Origin of the sequence: Haloarcula sp. H-GB4 (assembly GCF_030848575.1) — an archaeon.
GTDB lineage: Archaea > Halobacteriota > Halobacteria > Halobacteriales > Haloarculaceae > Haloarcula.
The window spans coordinates 846,472-863,704 of record NZ_JAVDDX010000001.1; the positions used below are offsets into that span (position 1 = coordinate 846,472).

At 62.0% G+C, this 17,233-nt stretch carries 22 protein-coding genes; 4 read left to right on the forward strand and 18 right to left on the reverse strand.

What is annotated here, in order from left to right; all coding sequences use genetic code 11:
• Positions 1-116: 116 nt before the first annotated feature.
• On the reverse strand, positions 117-707 hold the full coding sequence (locus tag RBH20_RS04510) for a winged helix-turn-helix transcriptional regulator (RefSeq protein ID WP_306705946.1): 591 nt from the start codon (positions 705-707) through the stop codon (positions 117-119).
• A gap of 154 nt (positions 708-861) precedes the next feature.
• Here RBH20_RS04510 and RBH20_RS04515 point away from each other — a divergent pair, with 154 nt between their 5' ends.
• The 3 genes from RBH20_RS04515 to RBH20_RS04525 are packed head-to-tail and all read left to right on the forward strand — an operon-like array spanning position 862 to position 3,724.
• Positions 862-1,947: a metal ABC transporter substrate-binding protein gene (locus tag RBH20_RS04515; protein WP_306705948.1), complete on the forward strand. Its 1,086-nt coding sequence runs from the start codon at positions 862-864 to the stop codon at positions 1,945-1,947.
• A gap of 2 nt (positions 1,948-1,949) precedes the next feature.
• On the forward strand, positions 1,950-2,753 hold the full coding sequence (locus tag RBH20_RS04520) for a metal ABC transporter ATP-binding protein (RefSeq protein ID WP_306705950.1): 804 nt from the start codon (positions 1,950-1,952) through the stop codon (positions 2,751-2,753).
• Positions 2,750-3,724: a metal ABC transporter permease gene (locus tag RBH20_RS04525; RefSeq protein ID WP_306705951.1), complete on the forward strand. Its 975-nt coding sequence runs from the start codon at positions 2,750-2,752 to the stop codon at positions 3,722-3,724. Before RBH20_RS04520 ends, RBH20_RS04525 begins: the two co-directional genes overlap by 4 nt.
• A gap of 75 nt (positions 3,725-3,799) precedes the next feature.
• Here RBH20_RS04525 and RBH20_RS04530 read toward each other — a convergent pair whose 3' ends face one another.
• The 12 genes from RBH20_RS04530 to RBH20_RS04585 all read right to left on the reverse strand — a co-directional run bounded on the left by RBH20_RS04530 (position 3,800) and on the right by RBH20_RS04585 (position 11,362).
• Positions 3,800-4,198: a hypothetical protein gene (locus tag RBH20_RS04530; RefSeq protein ID WP_306705954.1), complete on the reverse strand. Its 399-nt coding sequence runs from the start codon at positions 4,196-4,198 to the stop codon at positions 3,800-3,802.
• Positions 4,199-4,262: 64 nt separating this feature from the next.
• Complete coding sequence (locus tag RBH20_RS04535) at positions 4,263-4,970, reverse strand: TMEM165/GDT1 family protein (protein ID WP_306705955.1); 708 nt, start codon at positions 4,968-4,970, stop codon at positions 4,263-4,265.
• Positions 4,967-5,659, reverse strand: coding sequence for a metal-dependent transcriptional regulator (locus RBH20_RS04540; RefSeq protein WP_306705956.1), 693 nt, complete (start codon positions 5,657-5,659; stop codon positions 4,967-4,969). The genes RBH20_RS04535 and RBH20_RS04540 overlap by 4 nt, the downstream gene beginning before the upstream one ends.
• Before the next feature lie 82 nt (positions 5,660-5,741).
• Complete coding sequence (locus RBH20_RS04545) at positions 5,742-5,891, reverse strand: hypothetical protein (RefSeq protein WP_004515676.1); 150 nt, start codon at positions 5,889-5,891, stop codon at positions 5,742-5,744.
• 129 nt (positions 5,892-6,020) lie between these two features.
• On the reverse strand, positions 6,021-6,269 hold the full coding sequence (locus RBH20_RS04550) for an MTH865 family protein (RefSeq protein ID WP_306705958.1): 249 nt from the start codon (positions 6,267-6,269) through the stop codon (positions 6,021-6,023).
• Positions 6,270-6,424: 155 nt separating this feature from the next.
• Positions 6,425-6,595, reverse strand: a complete 171-nt coding sequence (locus RBH20_RS04555; RefSeq protein WP_306705963.1) for a hypothetical protein — start codon at positions 6,593-6,595, stop codon at positions 6,425-6,427.
• A gap of 2 nt (positions 6,596-6,597) precedes the next feature.
• On the reverse strand, positions 6,598-6,825 hold the full coding sequence (locus RBH20_RS04560; RefSeq protein ID WP_306705968.1) for a zinc ribbon domain-containing protein: 228 nt from the start codon (positions 6,823-6,825) through the stop codon (positions 6,598-6,600).
• A 182-nt stretch (positions 6,826-7,007) separates the two neighbouring features.
• Positions 7,008-7,598 (reverse strand): DJ-1/PfpI family protein, encoded by a 591-nt coding sequence (locus RBH20_RS04565; protein WP_306705970.1) that lies wholly within the window; start codon positions 7,596-7,598, stop codon positions 7,008-7,010.
• Positions 7,599-7,664: 66 nt separating this feature from the next.
• Complete coding sequence (locus tag RBH20_RS04570) at positions 7,665-8,459, reverse strand: HAD-IIA family hydrolase (protein ID WP_306705975.1); 795 nt, start codon at positions 8,457-8,459, stop codon at positions 7,665-7,667.
• Positions 8,460-8,495: 36 nt separating this feature from the next.
• Positions 8,496-9,881, reverse strand: coding sequence for a response regulator (locus RBH20_RS04575; RefSeq protein ID WP_306705977.1), 1,386 nt, complete (start codon positions 9,879-9,881; stop codon positions 8,496-8,498).
• An 80-nt stretch (positions 9,882-9,961) separates the two neighbouring features.
• The gene (locus RBH20_RS04580) at positions 9,962-10,636 is read right to left on the reverse strand and encodes a DUF2071 domain-containing protein (protein WP_306705985.1); all 675 of its coding nucleotides are present in this window, start codon (positions 10,634-10,636) and stop codon (positions 9,962-9,964) included.
• Positions 10,637-10,657: 21 nt separating this feature from the next.
• Positions 10,658-11,362 carry a YqjF family protein gene (locus tag RBH20_RS04585; RefSeq protein ID WP_306705987.1) on the reverse strand — a complete coding sequence of 235 codons (705 nt, stop codon included), beginning with the start codon at positions 11,360-11,362 and terminating at the stop codon, positions 10,658-10,660.
• A gap of 119 nt (positions 11,363-11,481) precedes the next feature.
• Here RBH20_RS04585 and RBH20_RS04590 point away from each other — a divergent pair, with 119 nt between their 5' ends.
• Positions 11,482-11,982 carry a macro domain-containing protein gene (locus RBH20_RS04590; RefSeq protein ID WP_306705989.1) on the forward strand — a complete coding sequence of 167 codons (501 nt, stop codon included), beginning with the start codon at positions 11,482-11,484 and terminating at the stop codon, positions 11,980-11,982.
• Positions 11,983-11,989: 7 nt separating this feature from the next.
• Here the strand turns inward: RBH20_RS04590 and RBH20_RS04595 are convergent, their stop codons facing one another.
• From RBH20_RS04595 to RBH20_RS04615, 5 genes are read right to left on the reverse strand one after another with little or no spacing between them, the layout of a single operon-like run.
• Positions 11,990-12,283, reverse strand: coding sequence for a hypothetical protein (locus RBH20_RS04595; RefSeq protein WP_306705991.1), 294 nt, complete (start codon positions 12,281-12,283; stop codon positions 11,990-11,992).
• A 57-nt stretch (positions 12,284-12,340) separates the two neighbouring features.
• Entirely contained in the window at positions 12,341-13,318 is a 978-nt protein-coding gene (locus RBH20_RS04600) for an aldo/keto reductase (protein ID WP_306705994.1), read from the reverse strand.
• A gap of 43 nt (positions 13,319-13,361) precedes the next feature.
• Positions 13,362-14,450, reverse strand: coding sequence for an ABC transporter permease (locus RBH20_RS04605; RefSeq protein ID WP_306705999.1), 1,089 nt, complete (start codon positions 14,448-14,450; stop codon positions 13,362-13,364).
• Positions 14,443-16,317: a PrsW family intramembrane metalloprotease gene (locus RBH20_RS04610; protein ID WP_306706001.1), complete on the reverse strand. Its 1,875-nt coding sequence runs from the start codon at positions 16,315-16,317 to the stop codon at positions 14,443-14,445. The genes RBH20_RS04605 and RBH20_RS04610 overlap by 8 nt, the downstream gene beginning before the upstream one ends.
• A complete protein-coding gene (locus tag RBH20_RS04615) occupies positions 16,318-17,220 on the reverse strand; it encodes an ABC transporter ATP-binding protein (protein WP_306706003.1) in 903 nt (300 codons plus the stop codon). It abuts the gene before it with no gap.
• Positions 17,221-17,233: the final 13 nt, after the last annotated feature.

The following is a 17,233-nucleotide window of genomic DNA, read 5'->3' on the forward strand; positions in this document are numbered from 1 at the left end:
ACGCCCCCCGTATTCATGCGGTTTGTCCCTTTTATTCGAACCTCAAAATAGGCCATTAGACTGGTATCCAAACCTATACAGCCGGAAAGTCAGCAATCAAAAGGAGGTGTCGTGGTTCAGGCACCATCTTTCAGTGACTCGTACTGGTCGACGAACCGCTCTGCACAGGACCCACAGCAGAAGTAGTACCGCTCTCCGTCGAGCGTGCGTTGCTCACCTTCTTCATCGACGGTGTTGCCACACTCCGCACAATCGGGCGCAAACTCCGCCGCACCAAGCCCGACGGTCCACTCGCTGTCCGCAATCATCCGCACCTCGTAGCGGTCCACGTCCCCGAGGTCGACGTGTTCGGCGAGGAGTTCGCTCGCGTCGGACTGCGGAACGGTCGCCGCCAGCACGACCCGACCGCCGGCGGTCCGATAGACTCGCTCAACGGCGTCGGCGTCGCTGACCGCCCCGGCGATATCGGCGGCCCGACCCGGCTTTGCGTCTATCTCGATCAGGACTGGCACGCCGGCTTGTAACAGTGAGCGGTCGACATCGACGGTAAAGCCCTGTATCAGTCCCATTTCGAGGAGTCGGTCGATTCGGTCGGAGACTGCAGGGGCCGAGAGGTCCACCCGCTCGGCAATGTCACTGTAGGGCCGCCTGGCGTCTTCGAGCAGCAACCGGAGGATTTCGTGGTCTGTGTCGTCGAGTCCGGGCATATCGGACCAACTTCGAGCGCCGGTTTATGTGTTGTGTCCGCCCGTGTCTGTGACACAGAGCGGATTTCAGGCATGGGTGCCTCGAAAAATTAGATGAGTCTAATTCTATAGTTAGATGAAAACTATTATATTCTTCTCCGATAGCAAGCAACACATGGCAACTAACCAACTCTGTGGCGATAAGCCGTATAGAGTCACCCGTAGGCAGGCACTCAGTGCCGGAGCTGGAGTTCTTGCGTCCGGCTTTGCCGGCTGTCTGACCGGCGGCGGGACGGAAGCGGGATCGAATAGCAGCGACAGTCCCAGCGGTGCGGACGGACCGGTCGCGGTCGCGTCGTTCTTCAGTTTCTACGACTTCGCTCGGAAGGTCGCACGCGGGACGCCGATAACGGTCAAGAACCTCATCCCGACCGGACTGCACGGCCACGGCTGGGAACCGGACGCTAGCATCACGCGGGAAATAATCGACGCGGACGCGTTCATCCACGTCGGCCCAGACTTCCAGCCGTGGGCCGACCGCGCGATTCAGACGCTCGAAGACGACAACGTCGATACCGACCGCATCAACGTCCGCGAGGGTATCGAACTCGAATCGCTCGCGGCGAGTCTCAACCGCGACGAAGAGGGTGTCGGACAGAACAGAGCCAGCGACCCCCACTTCTGGCTTGACCCACAACGCGCAAAACAGTCGGTCAACAATATTACCGAGGGGCTGGTCGCGCTCGCACCGGACGCCGAAGCCACGCTTCGGGACAACGCCGAGACGTACAACTCGGACGTTCTCGACCGCATTGACGCGGACTACGCCGATATTTTCGACCGGGCAGACAGGAACGTGGTCCAGCTCGCGGCGCACAACGCCTTCCAGTACATCGGCTCACGTTACGGCGTTGAGATGCGCCCACTCGTGGTCAATCTCGCGGCCAGTGGTGATGTGAAGCCCACGGACATCACCGAGGCAAAAGAAGTCATCGCGGATAACGACATCCGGTACATCGGGGCCGGCGTCTTTGAGACGCGCAAGCCTGCAAAGCAGCTACTTGCCGAGACACCAGTCAAAGCCTACTACCCCGTGACACCGTATGCTGGCGTCCGTAAGGAGTGGGTCGCAAACGGCTGGGGGTACGAGGAAATCGCCTACCGAATAAACATGCCGACGTTCGAGGTCGTTCTGGGCAACACGGCACCTGAAGACGCGGGGCCCGACGGCTGGAGCGAGGACTGGCGGAACTTCGAATGAAAATGACAACGCGTTCATCCCACCGAGACGGTGCTGACGAAGCAACGACCGAATCAAACGAGAGCGGGCCCTCCGTCGTTGAGCTCGCAGACGTGTCGTTCGGGTACACGTCCACGCCCGTTGTCGAAGATATCAGTGTCAGTATCGATGCCGGAGAGTACGTCGCCGTGGTCGGCCCAAACGGGTCCGGCAAGTCGACGCTCATGCAGTTGCTGCTCGGGCTTCTGGAACCGGACAGCGGGACAGCAGAGCTGTTTGGCGTCGACGCGACGGCGTTCGACGACGGTGCCAGAGTTGGCTACGTCGCACAGCGTGCCGGGACGACCCGGGAGATGCCCATAACCGTCCGCGAAGTGGTCAAGATGGGCCGGTTCCCACACGTCGGGTTTGGGCGTCTCTCCGCGGCCGATTGGCGTATCGTCGATAGAGCCATCGACACGGTCGGGATGTCGGCGTTCGCCGACCGGCGAATCACCCAGCTTTCCGGCGGGCAGCGCCAGCGCGCGTTCATCGCCCGGGCGCTGGCGGGTGAGGCCGACCTGCTCGTGCTGGATGAGCCGACTGTCGGCGTGGACACGGAATCGGTTGACGCCTTCTACGGACTGCTCGAATCGCTCCACGACAACGGTATTACCGTCCTGCTCATCGAACACGACCTCCAAGCCGTCACTGAACACGCGGAGCGTGTCATCTGCCTGAACCGCGAAATATACTTCGACGGGCCGTCGGCGGAATTCACTGACAGCGCGGCGCTGTCCAGAGCGTTCGGGACAGGTGCGCGGTCGCTGACCGGAGGCAACGGATGACGCTCGCGGTTGCCGCCGGCGGTGTCTACGAGGCGTTCGTCCCGATCCTGGAACTGTGGTACTTGCTCCTGACACAGCTCTACCATCTGACCGGGCTGGAGCTCATCAACCCCGAGTACACATTCATGTACCGGGCGATACTGGTCGGGCTGTGCGTCGGCGTCATCGCGCCGCTTATCGGGACCTTTCTCGTCCACCGCCAGCTCGCCCTCATCGGGGACGCACTTGCCCACACGGCCTTTGCCGGCGTCGCTGTCGGGCTGTTTCTCAATGCCGTTCTTGAACTGAGCATTTCGCCGTACCTCACCGCCGTCGTCGTGGCCGTTATCGCGGCGTTGCTCATCGAACTCATCTCTGAGGCAACCGACGCCTACAACGACGTGTCGATGGCGATTGTCCTCTCGACGGGGTTCGCGCTGGGAACAGTCCTCATCAGCCTCAACGCTGGCGGTCTGGCCGTCGGTATCAATCAGTACCTCTTTGGTAACCTCTCGACGGTGTCCGCCGAGAACGCGGTCATCATGCTCGGACTGTTCAGCGTCATCGTCGCAACGGTTGCACTCACCCGCAACCAGTTGCTGTACGTCACGTTCGACGAGACCGCCGCCGCCGTCTCCGGACTGCCGGTCGCCTGGTACAACCGGATTATGGTGATGCTGACGGCGCTCGTCGTCGTCGGTGCGATGCAGATCATGGGCGTCATTCTCGTCGCGGCCATGCTGGTCGTCCCGGTCGCCGGCGCGACGCAGGTGTCCCGGAGCTTCTCGGAATCGCTGCTAGTTTCGATTGTACTGGCCGAACTGGCCGTCCTGATCGGCATCGGTATCTCGTACTACGCCGGTGCGACAGCCGGCGGCGTCATCGTTCTCGTCGCAGTGGGGATCTACGTCCTCTCGGTCCTTGCCGGGAAAGTCCGACAGACGGGCGCTCCGGATGAGACGCGGGAACTCGACAGCATCAGTCAGGACTGAACAACGACCTCTAGTGGGTTCGCTGGTCGCGACTGAGAGCCACGGCTGGCGACGAAGCGCTGGCCTCTGGGCGAGTCACTGGAATGCATCACAGTCGCTGCTCCCGCTCTGCCAGTGGACTACGTTGTCACCGGTGTACTCGACAATGACGTCGTAACAGTTGTCGTCGTCGAACGTCGTCTCCTCCGAGATATCGGTCCCGGCGATGGTCGTCGCGATCGTTATCGGGCCCTGTCTGTCCGGAAGCGAATCGTCCAGTTCCACGGTTGCATCGTCCTCCGCAGCCCTGACAGTATGTGTCTCCTCGTACACCGTTTCGCGGTCGACTGTGACTGTGAATTCGAACTCCTGTGTCGCCGAACCGGTGTTCGTTAGCCGCACGCCGGCGAGTCGAGCGCTCGCAGGACTGAGTGTTGCACAGCCCGAGAGTGCAACGAGTGTTCCTGCTGTGAGAAGGCTACGTCTGGAGGGCATTATCCGGTACTGTCGGGCGTTTTGCAAAAGTCTTCTGTCGCTCAAATCAGCCAGGCCGTTCGTCTCAGGCACCCATCTGCGCCGCGATGGACGAGACCATCGTTTCCCACAGCGAGATTCCCATCGTCACGCTCAGGGCGAAGTCCGCGGCGAAAAACAGGAACAGCCCTGCGCCGACGAAGTGCGCTTTCCGCAGGTTGAAACGGTGGGCGAACCGGTGGAAGAACAGCGCGTTGGCGAGGCTCACTGGAATGATGGCGAGCATCTCACCGGTCCAGATAGCGCTGGCGTGGGCGCTGTACTGGGCGGCGAGCGTGATTGTAATGAGCTGGGTCTTATCGCCGAACTCGCCGAAGGCCATCATCGCGAAGATGGGCAGGAAGCCGCCGAGTTTGTTCGGCACTTGCCAGTCGACAACGGGAACGCGAACGTCTAGCTGTCCGCCGTCAGTGGTGAAGCCGGACGCGGGCTCCTGTTGCTCTGCACCGGCTGCCGGGGCGCTGCGGAGCAGTAGTATCGCGAACAGCAGGAACATTCCGGCGGTGAGGCTTTCGAGGACGATTCCCGGCAGTACAGACGTGATTGCGGAGCCGAACCAGATCTCAAGCGCCGTCCAGCCGGCGAAGGCGGTGCCCGCGGCACTGACAACGAGGAACGGATTGAACCGGGTCGACAGGCCGGCAATGATGAACTGAACTTTCTCGCCGGGAAGGACCGCAAGCTGTGCACCGGCTGCTATTGCCACCACCGTCAGCCACGTCGCGTCGCTCACGCCTGGCTCACTCCGTCTTCGCCCTGCGTATCCGGTGCGCGGACCTGAATCGCATCGGCGATGTGGTCCGGGAGCGACACCGACGACCCGCTCTCTAGCTGGACCGTCACCATCCCGATGGGAGCGACTTCCTCGACAGTCAGCACGGTCCCCGGCGTGATGCCGGCGTCGGAGAGATACGTGAGTTCGTCGGGATCACGGTCCCGGACTCGTGCAACTTCAAGTCGCCCCCCTTCGCCGTGTTCTGACAGCGCCGTCGCGGAGTCGTCGTCGATGGGGTCCAGCGAGTCGCTGGGAATCGGGTCCCCGTGAGGATCGAACTCCGGTTCGTCGAGGACAGCCGCGACCCGGCGCTCGAACTCCTCGCTGATGTGGTGTTCGAGGACCTCCGCTTCCTCGTGGACCTCGGCCCAGTCGTACCCCAACTGCTCGGTGAGAAACGTCTCAAGCAGGCGATGGTGGCGGATAATCTCCAGCGCTACCGTCTCGCCTTCCGGCGTTGTCTGCACGCCCTTGTACTTCTCGCGCTCGATCAGCCCGCGGTCAGCCAGCTTCTCGACCATACTGGTGACCGTCGGTGCCGTAACGTCCAGCATCTCGGCGATAGTAGACGGAGCAATCGGCGGGTCGCCGTCCCGCTCAAGGCGATAGATGGCCTTCAAATAATCCTCCATCTTGGCACTCAGCATACACCAAATTAGACGGATCTAACCCAAAAGATTGGCGATTCCAACAAACTTGTGCGCGCCGACCACATCCAACCCACCGCTGTCACTCGTCGGCAGCGTAGGTTTCGCGTCGGTTCCGGGTCAGGAGCCACAGGAACAGATAGCCGATGGCACCCAGAACGAACAGCGTTGCGGGGATGAGAAACGGTCCGAACGTCCGAACGAGCGTCTCGATCCCCGGCAAACCGACCATGTACTGACTAGGGACGTTGCCCTGATAAACCTCAAGGGTATGTGGGAACGGCTACCGACTCGTTCGTCCGAGGCTCTCACGAGTTATCTCGCGAAACCGGTGAAGCGGCCGGGAGCCAGTGTGGCCCGCTCAGATGAGATCCTGATCTTCGAGCGAAGCCATGACGTCGTCGACGAAGTCGTCGACACTCTCGTATGGGAACTCCCCGTTGAGCTTCGTGTTCAGTTCCATCGCTGTCATCGAGAAGTCGCCAGACTCGAACTTCGTCGACGGGCCGCCCGGAAGTGCTGGGACGAGGTCCATCGGACTGGAAATCGGATAGTCTGCTTCCCCGAACGCATCAACGAACTGTGAGCGGAGGTCTTCTTTGTCAACCATGGTCGGACGTTGTGCGAGTATTATGATAAAAGGTTCGACATCGGTACACTTTCCCATTGTTTGGAGTTTATTCGAGGAGTGCGATGTTCTGGACGTGGTGCTGTGCCGATGTATGAACGACTCACCCCGACCCCAACGCGACGGGCCCGGGTAACTCACCGGACTCGACTTTCGTCGTCCGTATCGCGCCGGGCAAGCCGTTCGGCAGTCTCACGGTCCGTCTCGACGTGCTGGTCGTGTTCGCTTCGGACCAGCGCGTACAGGGCCAGCGGTGCGGCCACCGCGAGCAACATGACTACGAGGAACAGCCCGGTCGTGGCAGGCATCGTTAGCCGAGGAAGATGTCTGCCAGGTCGCTCCCGCCAGACCCGGTGTCACGGTACAGCTCCGAGTAGCCGCAGTTTGTACACGTGACGACCTGAAACTGGTTGGTCTGAATATCGAACATCTTCGAGAGGCCGCCGCCCGTGGTCGAGATGCTACCCACGTCAGTGCCGGTGTGACCACACTTCGGACAGCCGCGGTCGCCGTCCTGTGGTGAAGTGTTGGAGGGCATTGCAGTCGACGTTTTGTGCCCCTGTGTAACAAATCTGGTGCTACCCTGTCGAGAGTTACGATGACCGCTGTAAAACGAGGCGGGCGAACGTAATGGTGCACTATGCCAGTTCCCACCCGCCTCAACGGAGGGAAACGCCCACGTTATTTGTTTGTTATGAATCCCTCCAAAACTGTGTGACCTCAGTCGTCAGCGGGAATCGGCTCGCCGTGGGACACCTCGTCGCCGAGCAGGGCCATGAACTGCGCAAGCCACTCGGGGTGGTCGGGCCAGGCCTGCCCGGTGACGAGGTTGCCGTCGGTGACCACCTCGTCGACCCACGAACACCCGCCAGCCTCACACTCGGCGCGACAGGCCGGGTACGACGTCATCTCGTAGCCGTCCAGTACGTCGGCGGCGGCGAGAATCTGCGGCCCGTGACACAACGCTGCGACCGGTTTGTCCTCTGCAAAGAAGTGCTGTACCGCGTCTAGCACCTCGTCATACGTCCGGAGATACTCGGGGGCGCGACCGCCGGGGACGACGAGTGCGTCGTAGTCGCTGGGTGTCACGTCGGCCATCGTCGCGTTCAGGACGAAGTCGTGGCCGCGGGACTCCATGTAGGTCTGGTCGCCGCGGAAGTCGTGTATCGCTGTCTTGACTGTCTCTTCGGCCGCTTTGTCGGGACATACCGCGTCGACCTCGTGGCCAACCATCTGCAGCGCCTGGAACGGCACCATTATTTCGTAGTCTTCGACGAAATCGCCGGCGATCATGAGGATGTCTTTGCCCATTGGAAACACCACTGAAAGCTACAGTCGCCGTCAAAATAAAGTCGCAGGTGAATTACCAACTCTGTGTCACGCGTCGAGCGACGCCAGCACTTCTTCGATGTCCCCCAGCGAGTCGATGACGTAGTCGGGCGTCACAGCGCTCCGCTCCAGCGACTTCTCGTTGGAGACGCCAGTCCGGACGAGAACGGTCGTCATCCCGTTCCGCTCGCCCATCGCGATATCTGTCTCCAGTCGGTCGCCGACGATAACACACTCTGCCGGGGCACAGTCCAGCCGTTCCAGCGCCGCCTGAACGGCAATCTCTGATGGTTTACCGAGTATCCGGTCTGGATCCCGCTCGATGACGCCGGCGACGGCGTTGATTATCGCCCCGGAACCGGGGACGGGGGCGCCGTCTTCTCCAGGGAACGTCCGGTCCGGGTCAGTCCCGAGGAAGACGGTGTCGTCGTCGACGGCCCGAAGCGCGTCGACCATGTCGTGGTAGTGGAAGCCGTCCGTCCAGGAGGCCAGTAACACGTCAGTCTCGGCAGGGTCTTCGACCAGTTGTGCCTCTGTCCCCATGACCATATTGCGGAGCGGGTCACTCCCGATGACGAACACGTCGTCACCCGCATGGGACGTGTTGAGGTACTCGCGAGTGACGACGCCGGAGGAACAGGCCTCGCCCTCGCGGGCGTCGACACCCATCCCCCGTAGTCGTTCGACGTACTCGCTCCCGTCGTGGATAGGGTTGTTCGAGAAGAAGCAGATTCCCAGGCCGCACTCTCTGAACACATCAATTGCCGACGCCGCACCCGGCAACAGCGTGTCTCCGTGGTATACCGTTCCGTCCAGGTCGATGATAGCCCCCGAAACTGTCATTACCACTACTCGGAACCCGGCAGTGAAAAGTCCGTCTCAGTTGTACAGTTCGACGCCTGTCACTTCAAATCGCGCCCCGCCGCTGTCGCTCTCGACCAGTGACACTTCCCAGTCGTGGGCCTCAGCCACTTGCTCGACGATAGCTAGACCGAATCCAGTCCCGTCCTTCGTCGAGGAATAGCCCATCTCGAACACGTCATCAGCGTCGCCTTCGACACCTTCGCCGTTGTCTGCGATGTAGAAGCCGTCGCCGGAGTCCAGTAGTCCGACCATTATTTCGACGTCGCCGTCGTTGTGTTCAATGGCGTTCCGAAACAGGTTCGCCAGCAGGTCTTGGACGCGCCCGCTGTCGGCGGCGAGTTTCGTACTCGATTCGACCGACATGGAGGCCTGTTCCGCCTCGATCCAAGTCCACGCGGTCGACGCCAGCGTTGACAGCTCCGTCTCCTGTGGGTCACTGACTGTCTGGCCTTGCCGTGCCAGCGTGAGTACGTCCTCAATGATACAGCCCATCCGGTCCAGCGACCGGTCGATCTTGGCGACCAGTTCGGCCTCCTCGCTATCGTCTGGCTCCGTGAGCAGGTCAACAGCGCCCTGAGCGACGTTCAGCGGGTTCCGCAGGTCGTGACTGACGACGCTAGCGAACTCTTCGAGTCGCTCGTTCTGGCGTTCCAGTTCGCGCTGGCGTTCGACACGTTCAGTGATATCGCGTGAGACCAGTTGGAAGGTATCTGACTTGCGATGGCTGTCGACGGGGATATACTGATTGTGATAATGTCGGCCGCCGACGGCGTCCTCAGAGCGTGTCGCGGTCCCGTTTTCGACCGCGCTTTTCCCGGCTTCGAGACGCTGGCTGGCCGCCTCGCTGTCCATCACTGCGCTCAGTTTCTGGCCGACGAGCGCATCAGGGTCGGCACTCAGTCTGCGTGCCATCGAGGGATTCACTGAGAGGATGGTTCCGTCCGTCGTCAGGTGGACGATACCGTCCGGTGAGTCCGAAACAAGTGACTCGAACTTCTTGCGGGTACGTTCCTGCGAAACGACGTTTTGGATCCGGTTTGCCAGCCGACCGTACTGTTTGTCTTCGACGACTTCGAGCTTCAGGAGGTAATCGGCGACGCCCGCCGCAATAGCAGCGCTCGCCGTCTCTTCGTCCCCACGCCCGGTCAGTAGGATGAACGGGATAGACGGGTTTGTCTCTCTGATCTCCTCAAGGAGTTCCAGCCCGTCCATTTCGGGCATTTCGTAGTCACTGACGACGCAGTCGAACCCGCCCCCGTCGAGCCGTTCCAGCGCTTCCGCAGCGCTGTTTGCCGCGACGGACTCAATGCCGTGTTGTTGCGTGAGCGTATCAGCGGTCATCTCCGCGAAAAAATCGCTGTCGTCAACAACAAGCGTTCGTATATTAGTTTCAGATGTCATATGGGCGGCAGGGTCCTTGTTCCCCAAACGGTCTGTCCGTACTTATATTTCAAGGGAGCTAGGTTGCCCGCTGGTCCCGGCTAAAGCGGTACCGGTGGGGCAATCGAAACGCGGAGGCCAGGACTGTGATGGACCAGTGGGGCCGAGTTACAGGCTGATATATCAAACAATTTGAGCATAGAGCCGGTTACAGTTGCGTCAACACGGTCGAGTCGCCACGGGTCATGGCCGACGCTGCCCACGAGCTGTGTCCCAAAGCGCCCCGTTGTGAAGTAACGCTGCCGGTCGACGAGGAAGGAGGCCAGCGAGTCCGGTGGAATCGCTACTGGTTCACCATCAGTCGTGTACCGACACTCGAACAACCGGCGGTCGCCAGCGTCGAGGACACGTCGGCGGTCGGCCGTCGGGAGCGTTCGCGGGACAGCATCACCAACCGTGATGCGAAACAGTTCCGAGACCGCTGTCGCCGTCCGCCTGTCGTCACCGAACAACCCGAGCACGCAGACCCCGCGTTGACCGGTCGGGCCGCGGACATAGGTCCGAACCGTGAGCAACTCAGACGGCCCAGCGACCTCGATACCAAACGTCTCGACGCGGTCGACAGTTGCCACAACGGCCGACACCCAGGCGTCGCCGTCGGTCGTCTCAACGGTGAGCCAGTCGGGGACTGCCGCCTGCACCGCTGCTTCGGAGACCGGCCAGTGACAGAAGCACACGTCGTCTAACGGGACCTGTAGCGGACGGAGGGCAACCACATCCTCACTGGGGCCGACACGCTAATCAGTGTACTGGGCGACCCCGTCAAGCCGGTGGAGCCGCCCCGCAGTCACCGGAATCTCGGCGCAGTAGTGGACGAGTGGGTCGCCGTCGGGTCTGTCGAACCCCGACGCGGCGAACAGACCGTTTGTCTGGATATCTGCCTGTCCACGCTGGAGCGGCCACGGTTCGTGGTCGATGTCGGCGTAATACACCGTCCCGTTGTCACTCGCGGCGTAGAAGCGGTACCGCTCCACCAGGAACGACTCCACAGAGCCCGGTTCGGGTGTCGACGGCGGCTCAGTCGGCTCGTAGGTGGCGTGGAAATCCGCCGACGGTGCCCGTGAACTGGTTCGACGGCTCCGGAACTCGACGCTGTCGCCGCCTGTCCGGACCTGCATCGACGCTTGGTAGTAGGACAACTGGAACAGCCGCCGGGCCAGCGTCACGCTGAGACGGTCGTCGGCGTCAAGGTTGTAGAAGTACACCCCCGGCGTCCCGTCGGCGATCACGTAGGTCCGGAGATTTAGCTCGCCGAAGGACCGCCCGATCGGACTGCCGCGCGGTCTGATGTCCGCCATCTGGAATGGGACCACACTGAGCCAGGCCTGCCCGTCGTACGTGTCGACATCGAGCCCGTCCGGCAGTGTCCTCTGGACACTGTCAGGCTCGACTGGCCAGTGCATGAACCCCACGTCCCGCCATGTCATCGTCAGCAGGTCCATGTCTATCTGTAGGGACTAGACCGGTTTCTGCCTGTCGTGGGGTGCGGTGACAGATACCAACAGAAGTGGCCGGCCGCACCGGCACTAAAACTTTGTCAGTCCCACTCCCAGCATCGCGTATGGAGTTCGAGGTAATCCAGGGCGACATCGCTGCACAGTCGGCGGACGCACTGGTCAACGCGGCGAACACCAGCCTACGAATGGGCTCCGGCGTTGCCGGAGCGCTCAAGCGCGCAGCTGGGTCGGGCCTGAACGACGAGGCCGTCGCGAAAGGGCCGGTCAACCTCGGTGGTGTTGCCACGACCGACGCCTATGACCTCAACGCTGAGTACGTCATCCACGCCGCCGCGATGCCACCGGGCGGCCAGTCGACTGCCGAGAGCATCCGGAACGCAACCCGAAACGCACTGACGGAGGCGGACGCGCTGGACTGTGAGTCAGTCGTTTTCCCGGCCATCGGGTGTGGCATCGCTGGCTTCGACTTCGAGGAGGGGATCAGCATCATCTGCGCTGTTATCGACGAGTACCAGCCTGACTCCATGACAGACGTGCGACTCATCGCCTACTCCGACGACGACTTCGAAGGGATGCAACGAGTCGCGGCTGGCGTTCGCGACTGACTGTCCGCTACAGCAAGTGCACGCGCCCGGCACGCCATTCCCAGGCGACTTCCAGTGCGATCCAGCAGACGAGCCATATGGCGGCGAGGCTAAACACCAGCCACGTCGACCCGAGATACGCTGTGGTATCGGCGGCAGACTGAAGCCACGGATACGCCTGCACACCGACGACAAGCGTCGCGACGAGCCCCAGTATCCCGGTCATGTAGTGTTCGACCGCGGTGCCTATCGAGCAGACGCAGGTGCTACTGTCCGTCGTCTCCTCAAGTGTCTCACTGCTCGGCCCCCGAGCGTTGGTCATTGTTACCTTTCCTCAAGCTAGCAATTAATCATACAACATATTAACCGTTTCGGCGGCTTACTCGTGGCCTGATACCCGAACTGGCTCGTAGGGGGCTTCCAGCCACTCCACGTCGCTCTCCGAGAGGTCTATTTCGAGCGCCGCCACGGCTTCTTCAAGGTGTTCGAGGCTACTCGTGCCGATAATCGGTGCGTCAACCCACTCCTTGTCGAGCACCCAGGCCAGCGCTATCTGTGCCATTGAGGCGTCGTACTCGTCGGCCAGTTCCTGCACGCGCTCGTTGACCTCACGGCCGTTGCCCTCGTAGTAGGGGTGTTCGCGGGCGTAATCGTCCGTCTCACCTCGGACCGTCTCCTCGACCTGCTCGTGTGGACGGGTGAGATAGCCCCGGGCCAGCGGACTCCACGGGATGACGCCGACGTTCTCTTTGTCACACAGCGGCAGCATCTCGCGCTCCTCCTCGCGGTACAGCAGATTATAGTGGTTCTGCATCGTCTCGAACCGTTCCAGCCCCTCGCGTTCGCTCGTCCGAAGCGCGTCTGCGAACTGGTGGGTCCACATCGACGACGCGCCGACGTAGCGCGCCTGGCCCCGTCTGACGGCGTCGTCCAGCGCCCGGAGCGTCTGCTCGATGGGCGTGTCGTAATCCCAGCGGTGGATCTGATAGAGGTCGACGGTGTCCATTCCGAGCCTGTCCAGCGAGTTCGACAGTTCCTGCTCGATGGCTTTCCGCGAGAGCCCCCCGGAGTTGGGGTTGTCCTCGTCCATCTGGAAGTACCCTTTCGTCGCCACGACCTGCCCGTCGCGGTCGTAGTCGTCGAGGACGGTCCCGAGGACGCGCTCGGACTCGCCCATCGAGTACATATTGGCCGAGTCAAAGAAGTTGATGCCGAGGTCGATGGCCCGCTCGATAACCTCGCGACTCTCGTCTTCGTCGAGCACCCAGTCGCGCCACTCCGAGGTTCCGAAGCTCATACAGCCCAGACAGAGCCGGCTGACCTCCATGCCAGTCGACCCGAGTGTCGTGTACTCCATACTCAGGTTCGCGTTCGCGCTGGCGAAAAAGGTTCGCCGTCGGTTACAGTGACTCAGCTGCGAATCGCCCGATGTACACTCTGGCGGCGGCGTAGCCGGCGACCGCAAGCAGGACCGCCCCGCCGACGTGGCTGTAGGTCAGTAGGGTTGGACTATCGACCGCAAGCTTCGCCACCGTCGTTGCCGGGTGTTCCGGGAGGAGCACGGCTCCGCCAAAGAGCACGAGGGTAAGCACCGAGAACAGCAGCTGCGCCGGGCGACGGTTCTGGAGCGTGATGCCCAGCACGACCCCGAGCGTCACAACGACGACGGTGACTGCCGTGATGAATAGCAGAATCGCCGCCGGGTTCGAGACGGCGATACCGTTCGTCGACAGCAGCGCAAGCCACATGAGCGCCTGTGCGGGGGCAAGCAACACCATCCCGAGCGCCTTCCCGTCGATGATGTCAAGCAGCGACACCGGGGCCACACGGAGCAGTTCCATCGTCCCGCGCTCGATCTCCTCGGTGACGGTGTCGACGGCCACCGAGCCGCTGATGAACGGCGGGAGGAACAGCAACAGCGGAATCAGGATGGTGTAGGTGAACCCGAAGTACTGGCTCGCGCTGACAGTGTCTGGGAGCGGTACGGGCGGTTTGTCAAGATACGGCGTCCGCTCCAGTCGCTCCTGGCGCTCTAAGCCGCTGAGGACCCGGCGTACTTCGACGACGATGAGCGTCGACCGGATGCTTCCCTCGGGGACAACGGCAGTGACCTGTATCTGCTCCCCCGGCCCGCGTGTCGACGGCACGTACTCACCGCGCAGTATTGCATCTACCTGACGCTGGTCGAACGCCCGCTGTGCGGCGGCCTCGTTTTCGAAGGCCGTGACGCTGGTCCCGTCCTGTTCAGCGGCCGCGGCCTCCAGTTCCTCGCGGGCATCGCCGGTGACGGCCATCTCCACCTCACCGGCTGCGACCGAGCTTGGGTCGTACAGCGACGTGAGACCGACGACGAGGAACGATGAGAACCCCGCGACGAATAGCTGAATGAGCAACGCCAGCACGATCGTTTTCTCGCGGGAGAGCGACCGGATGTCCCGCCGGGCCACGACGACCCGTGGGTCGCGCCAGAGGGGGCGGTCCTCAGACAAGGGTACTCACCACCGTGAAGTTGTAGGCAAAGTGAATCACGATAGCCACGGTTAGCGCAGCGACGTAGGCCCGTCGCCCGCGACTCGCGCCGACGGATGAGATGGCCGCCGTCACCGTGTGCAACGCCAGCGGAAGCAGGAACAGGAGCCCAGCAACCCACAGCGGCAGGCCGGCGGGCAACGTTGCGCCCTGCAGAGCGGCTTCTCCAATGGGGAGACTTTCCAGGTCTGAGAGCCTAGCGATAAGCATCCCTTTTTCCCCGATGAAGAAGCCGAGTCCGGAGAGCGCACCGATGCCGAGTGCCGACCAGAGCGTCCGCTCGTAACGGGCGTGCTCGTAGCCGGCGTAGACGTGCAGGCTCTTTGCCAGTTCCTCGATGATGACGATGACGCCGAGCACCAGCACGATACCGAGCGACTGGTTCGTCCCGAAGACGTTCAGCGACACCGAATCGAGGACGAACAGGAACGCGATGGCTGCCAGTTCGGCGACGATGACCAGTGGCAACAGGACGATACTCATCTTCAGCGCGCTCCGGCGGGAGTTGATACCACCGGCCAGCGCATCGAGCACTTTCAGCGGAATCGGCCGCTGAGTGAACATATCTTCTTCCCGGTAGAGACCGGCTCCCAGACCGAATAGCACCAGTCCAGTCAGCAGCGGCGGGACCGTCGAGAAAACGAACGACGAGAGCCCGACCGACTGGCCAGTCAGGTCGAGCACGACCAGCGTCAGCGGCGAGATGAGCGCGATCGGTGTCACGTCGGTGAAGATGGCCGGGACGAACGCGTAGGATGTCAGCGTCACCGTTATCGTCACCGTTACGAAGGTGAGTTCCTTGAACGAGCGGGCGAACATCGCCCCACAGAACGTCGCCGAGAGGAAGAGAACGACGAGCGGGATCACTGCCAGCACCGCGACATAACTCCCTGCCGGCGCGATGTTCCCGAACCGCAGCGCAGCGGTGATGAGCGTCGCCACCCCGACAGCGCCCGCGAGGTACGGAAGCGTCTTGCCGCCGATGATGTCGCCCCGCGAGGCTGGCGTCACCAGCAGGAGTTCACCGCGGCGGTTCAACCGTTCTGAGAGCATCGATGAGCCGTAGGCCTGGATGACGAAGTTCATCGGCACGATGTAGAGGAAAGCGAGCACGAGCGATTCGAAGGGGAACGGCGGCGAAATGTCAGAGGGGGTGCCGCCCTGCACGTCGCCGGTCAATCGTGCGCCGATAGCGCCGAGGTTCGCACCGCTGCCGCCGGCGGTTCCGCCGTCACCCCCGCCGCTCGCGGCTGACCCACCAGAACCGCCCGTGTCCGAACCGTCACCACTGCCGCCGGTACTTGTCTCACTGCCGTCCGAGGAACTCGACCCATCGCTGCTGTCGTCACTCCGGGGGTCAAGCTGACTGCTTCCCGACTGTTGCTCGTAGACAAGCGTCACAGAAACGGGGAAGGCGGCGGTCTGGTTGTCATCCTGAGCGAGTGTACGGTCGTTGTACTGCGCCGTGCTGTCGCGGAGTTCAGTGAGTGCGGCCCGCTCTTTGGCCGTCCGTGGAACGCTCTGTAGCTGGGTCCCCCGGTACAGGAGTTCCTGTTGGTGTCGCTCGACGGCAGCAGGGTCTGGCTCACGGATATCGAACGTCGAGTCATCGGCTGCGACGCCGTAGTACGGACTGTCGTCGTCAACGCCGATCCGGTAGATGCCGTCGTCCATCCCCGCACCGGTGCCACCACTGACGGCTATTGCTGCGACCGCCCCCATCGCAACGAGGGAAAGCGCCATCACGACGATGGTTCGCTTGTCGACGCCACCAGCGTTTTTTGTCACCTCCCACCTCGCAACACGCAGGAGCTTATCCAGTTGCATCTACTCCGCGTCCTCCTCGACGTACCGCGTGCCGCGAGTGCCGGCCTCGGCGACGTTGAGGAACACCTCCTCCAGACTGGACTCTTCCGTCCGTATGTCCACCACATCACCGCCGTTTGACTCCGCCTGTTCCCGCGTTGCTTCGACGGCGTCCATGCTCTCGACGACCCGCTTGTACGATCCGTTCTCCTGCACTGCGTCGGGCACGTCGACTGTCGTGTAGACGTGATACCGCGTGTGGCCGTACTCGGCTTGGAGTTCGTCGAGATCGCCGCGAGCGACGATCTCCCCTTCGTTCATTATGACGACCCGGTCACAGATCGATTCGACGTGAAAGAGGTTATGCGCCGAGAAAACGATGGTTTTGCCCTCCTTCGCTAACTGTTCAGTGAACTCGATGACGTAGTTCGTCGTCAGCGGATCCAGCCCCGACGCCGGCTCGTCGTAGATGAGCACGTCGGGATCGTTGATAAGGGAGCGGGCGATGGCGACCTTCCGTTTCATTCCTTTGGACATGTCGCCGAGCTTCCGGTCGCGGTGTTCGAGTTCCAGTTCGTCCAGCGTGTCGTGCATCCGTTCCTCGGCCACATCTGGGTCCACGTCGTACAGATCGGCGAAGAATTTCAGGTAGGAGATCGGCGTCATCTCCTCGTACAGCGGTGATTCCTCGGGCAGAAAGCCCAGCTGCTGGCGCATCTCCGCGGTTTCAGTATCGAGCCCCGCTATCTCGGCGGAGCCGCTCGTTGGCTCCAGCAGGCCCGCAAGCATCTTCAGCGTCGTCGTCTTGCCGGCCCCGTTTGGCCCGATGATACCGAACACTTCGCCGCGGTCGACCGAAAACGAACTGCCCTGTACAGCGACGAAACCGCCGTACTCCTTCCGAATATCACGGGCGTCAATCATCTGCCGATTGATT

Excerpts from the sequence above, each read along its gene's own strand:
- RBH20_RS04510 (WP_306705946.1), bottom strand. The coding sequence starts at position 707 with ATGCCCGGACTCGACGACACAGACCACGAAATCCTCCGGTTGCTGCTC.
- RBH20_RS04515 (WP_306705948.1), top strand. The coding sequence starts at position 862 with ATGGCAACTAACCAACTCTGTGGCGATAAGCCGTATAGAGTCACCCGT.
- RBH20_RS04520 (WP_306705950.1), top strand. The coding sequence starts at position 1,950 with ATGACAACGCGTTCATCCCACCGAGACGGTGCTGACGAAGCAACGACC.
- RBH20_RS04525 (WP_306705951.1), top strand. The coding sequence starts at position 2,750 with ATGACGCTCGCGGTTGCCGCCGGCGGTGTCTACGAGGCGTTCGTCCCG.
- RBH20_RS04530 (WP_306705954.1), bottom strand. The coding sequence starts at position 4,198 with ATGCCCTCCAGACGTAGCCTTCTCACAGCAGGAACACTCGTTGCACTC.
- RBH20_RS04540 (WP_306705956.1), bottom strand. The coding sequence starts at position 5,659 with ATGCTGAGTGCCAAGATGGAGGATTATTTGAAGGCCATCTATCGCCTT.
- RBH20_RS04545 (WP_004515676.1), bottom strand. The coding sequence starts at position 5,891 with ATGGTCGGTTTGCCGGGGATCGAGACGCTCGTTCGGACGTTCGGACCG.
- RBH20_RS04550 (WP_306705958.1), bottom strand. The coding sequence starts at position 6,269 with ATGGTTGACAAAGAAGACCTCCGCTCACAGTTCGTTGATGCGTTCGGG.
- RBH20_RS04555 (WP_306705963.1), bottom strand. The coding sequence starts at position 6,595 with ATGCCTGCCACGACCGGGCTGTTCCTCGTAGTCATGTTGCTCGCGGTG.
- RBH20_RS04560 (WP_306705968.1), bottom strand. The coding sequence starts at position 6,825 with ATGCCCTCCAACACTTCACCACAGGACGGCGACCGCGGCTGTCCGAAG.
- RBH20_RS04565 (WP_306705970.1), bottom strand. The coding sequence starts at position 7,598 with ATGGGCAAAGACATCCTCATGATCGCCGGCGATTTCGTCGAAGACTAC.
- RBH20_RS04570 (WP_306705975.1), bottom strand. The coding sequence starts at position 8,459 with ATGACAGTTTCGGGGGCTATCATCGACCTGGACGGAACGGTATACCAC.
- RBH20_RS04575 (WP_306705977.1), bottom strand. The coding sequence starts at position 9,881 with ATGACATCTGAAACTAATATACGAACGCTTGTTGTTGACGACAGCGAT.
- RBH20_RS04585 (WP_306705987.1), bottom strand. The coding sequence starts at position 11,362 with ATGGACCTGCTGACGATGACATGGCGGGACGTGGGGTTCATGCACTGG.
- RBH20_RS04590 (WP_306705989.1), top strand. The coding sequence starts at position 11,482 with ATGGAGTTCGAGGTAATCCAGGGCGACATCGCTGCACAGTCGGCGGAC.
- RBH20_RS04595 (WP_306705991.1), bottom strand. The coding sequence starts at position 12,283 with ATGACCAACGCTCGGGGGCCGAGCAGTGAGACACTTGAGGAGACGACG.
- RBH20_RS04600 (WP_306705994.1), bottom strand. The coding sequence starts at position 13,318 with ATGGAGTACACGACACTCGGGTCGACTGGCATGGAGGTCAGCCGGCTC.
- RBH20_RS04610 (WP_306706001.1), bottom strand. The coding sequence starts at position 16,317 with ATGCAACTGGATAAGCTCCTGCGTGTTGCGAGGTGGGAGGTGACAAAA.
- RBH20_RS04615 (WP_306706003.1), bottom strand. The coding sequence starts at position 17,220 with ATGATTGACGCCCGTGATATTCGGAAGGAGTACGGCGGTTTCGTCGCT.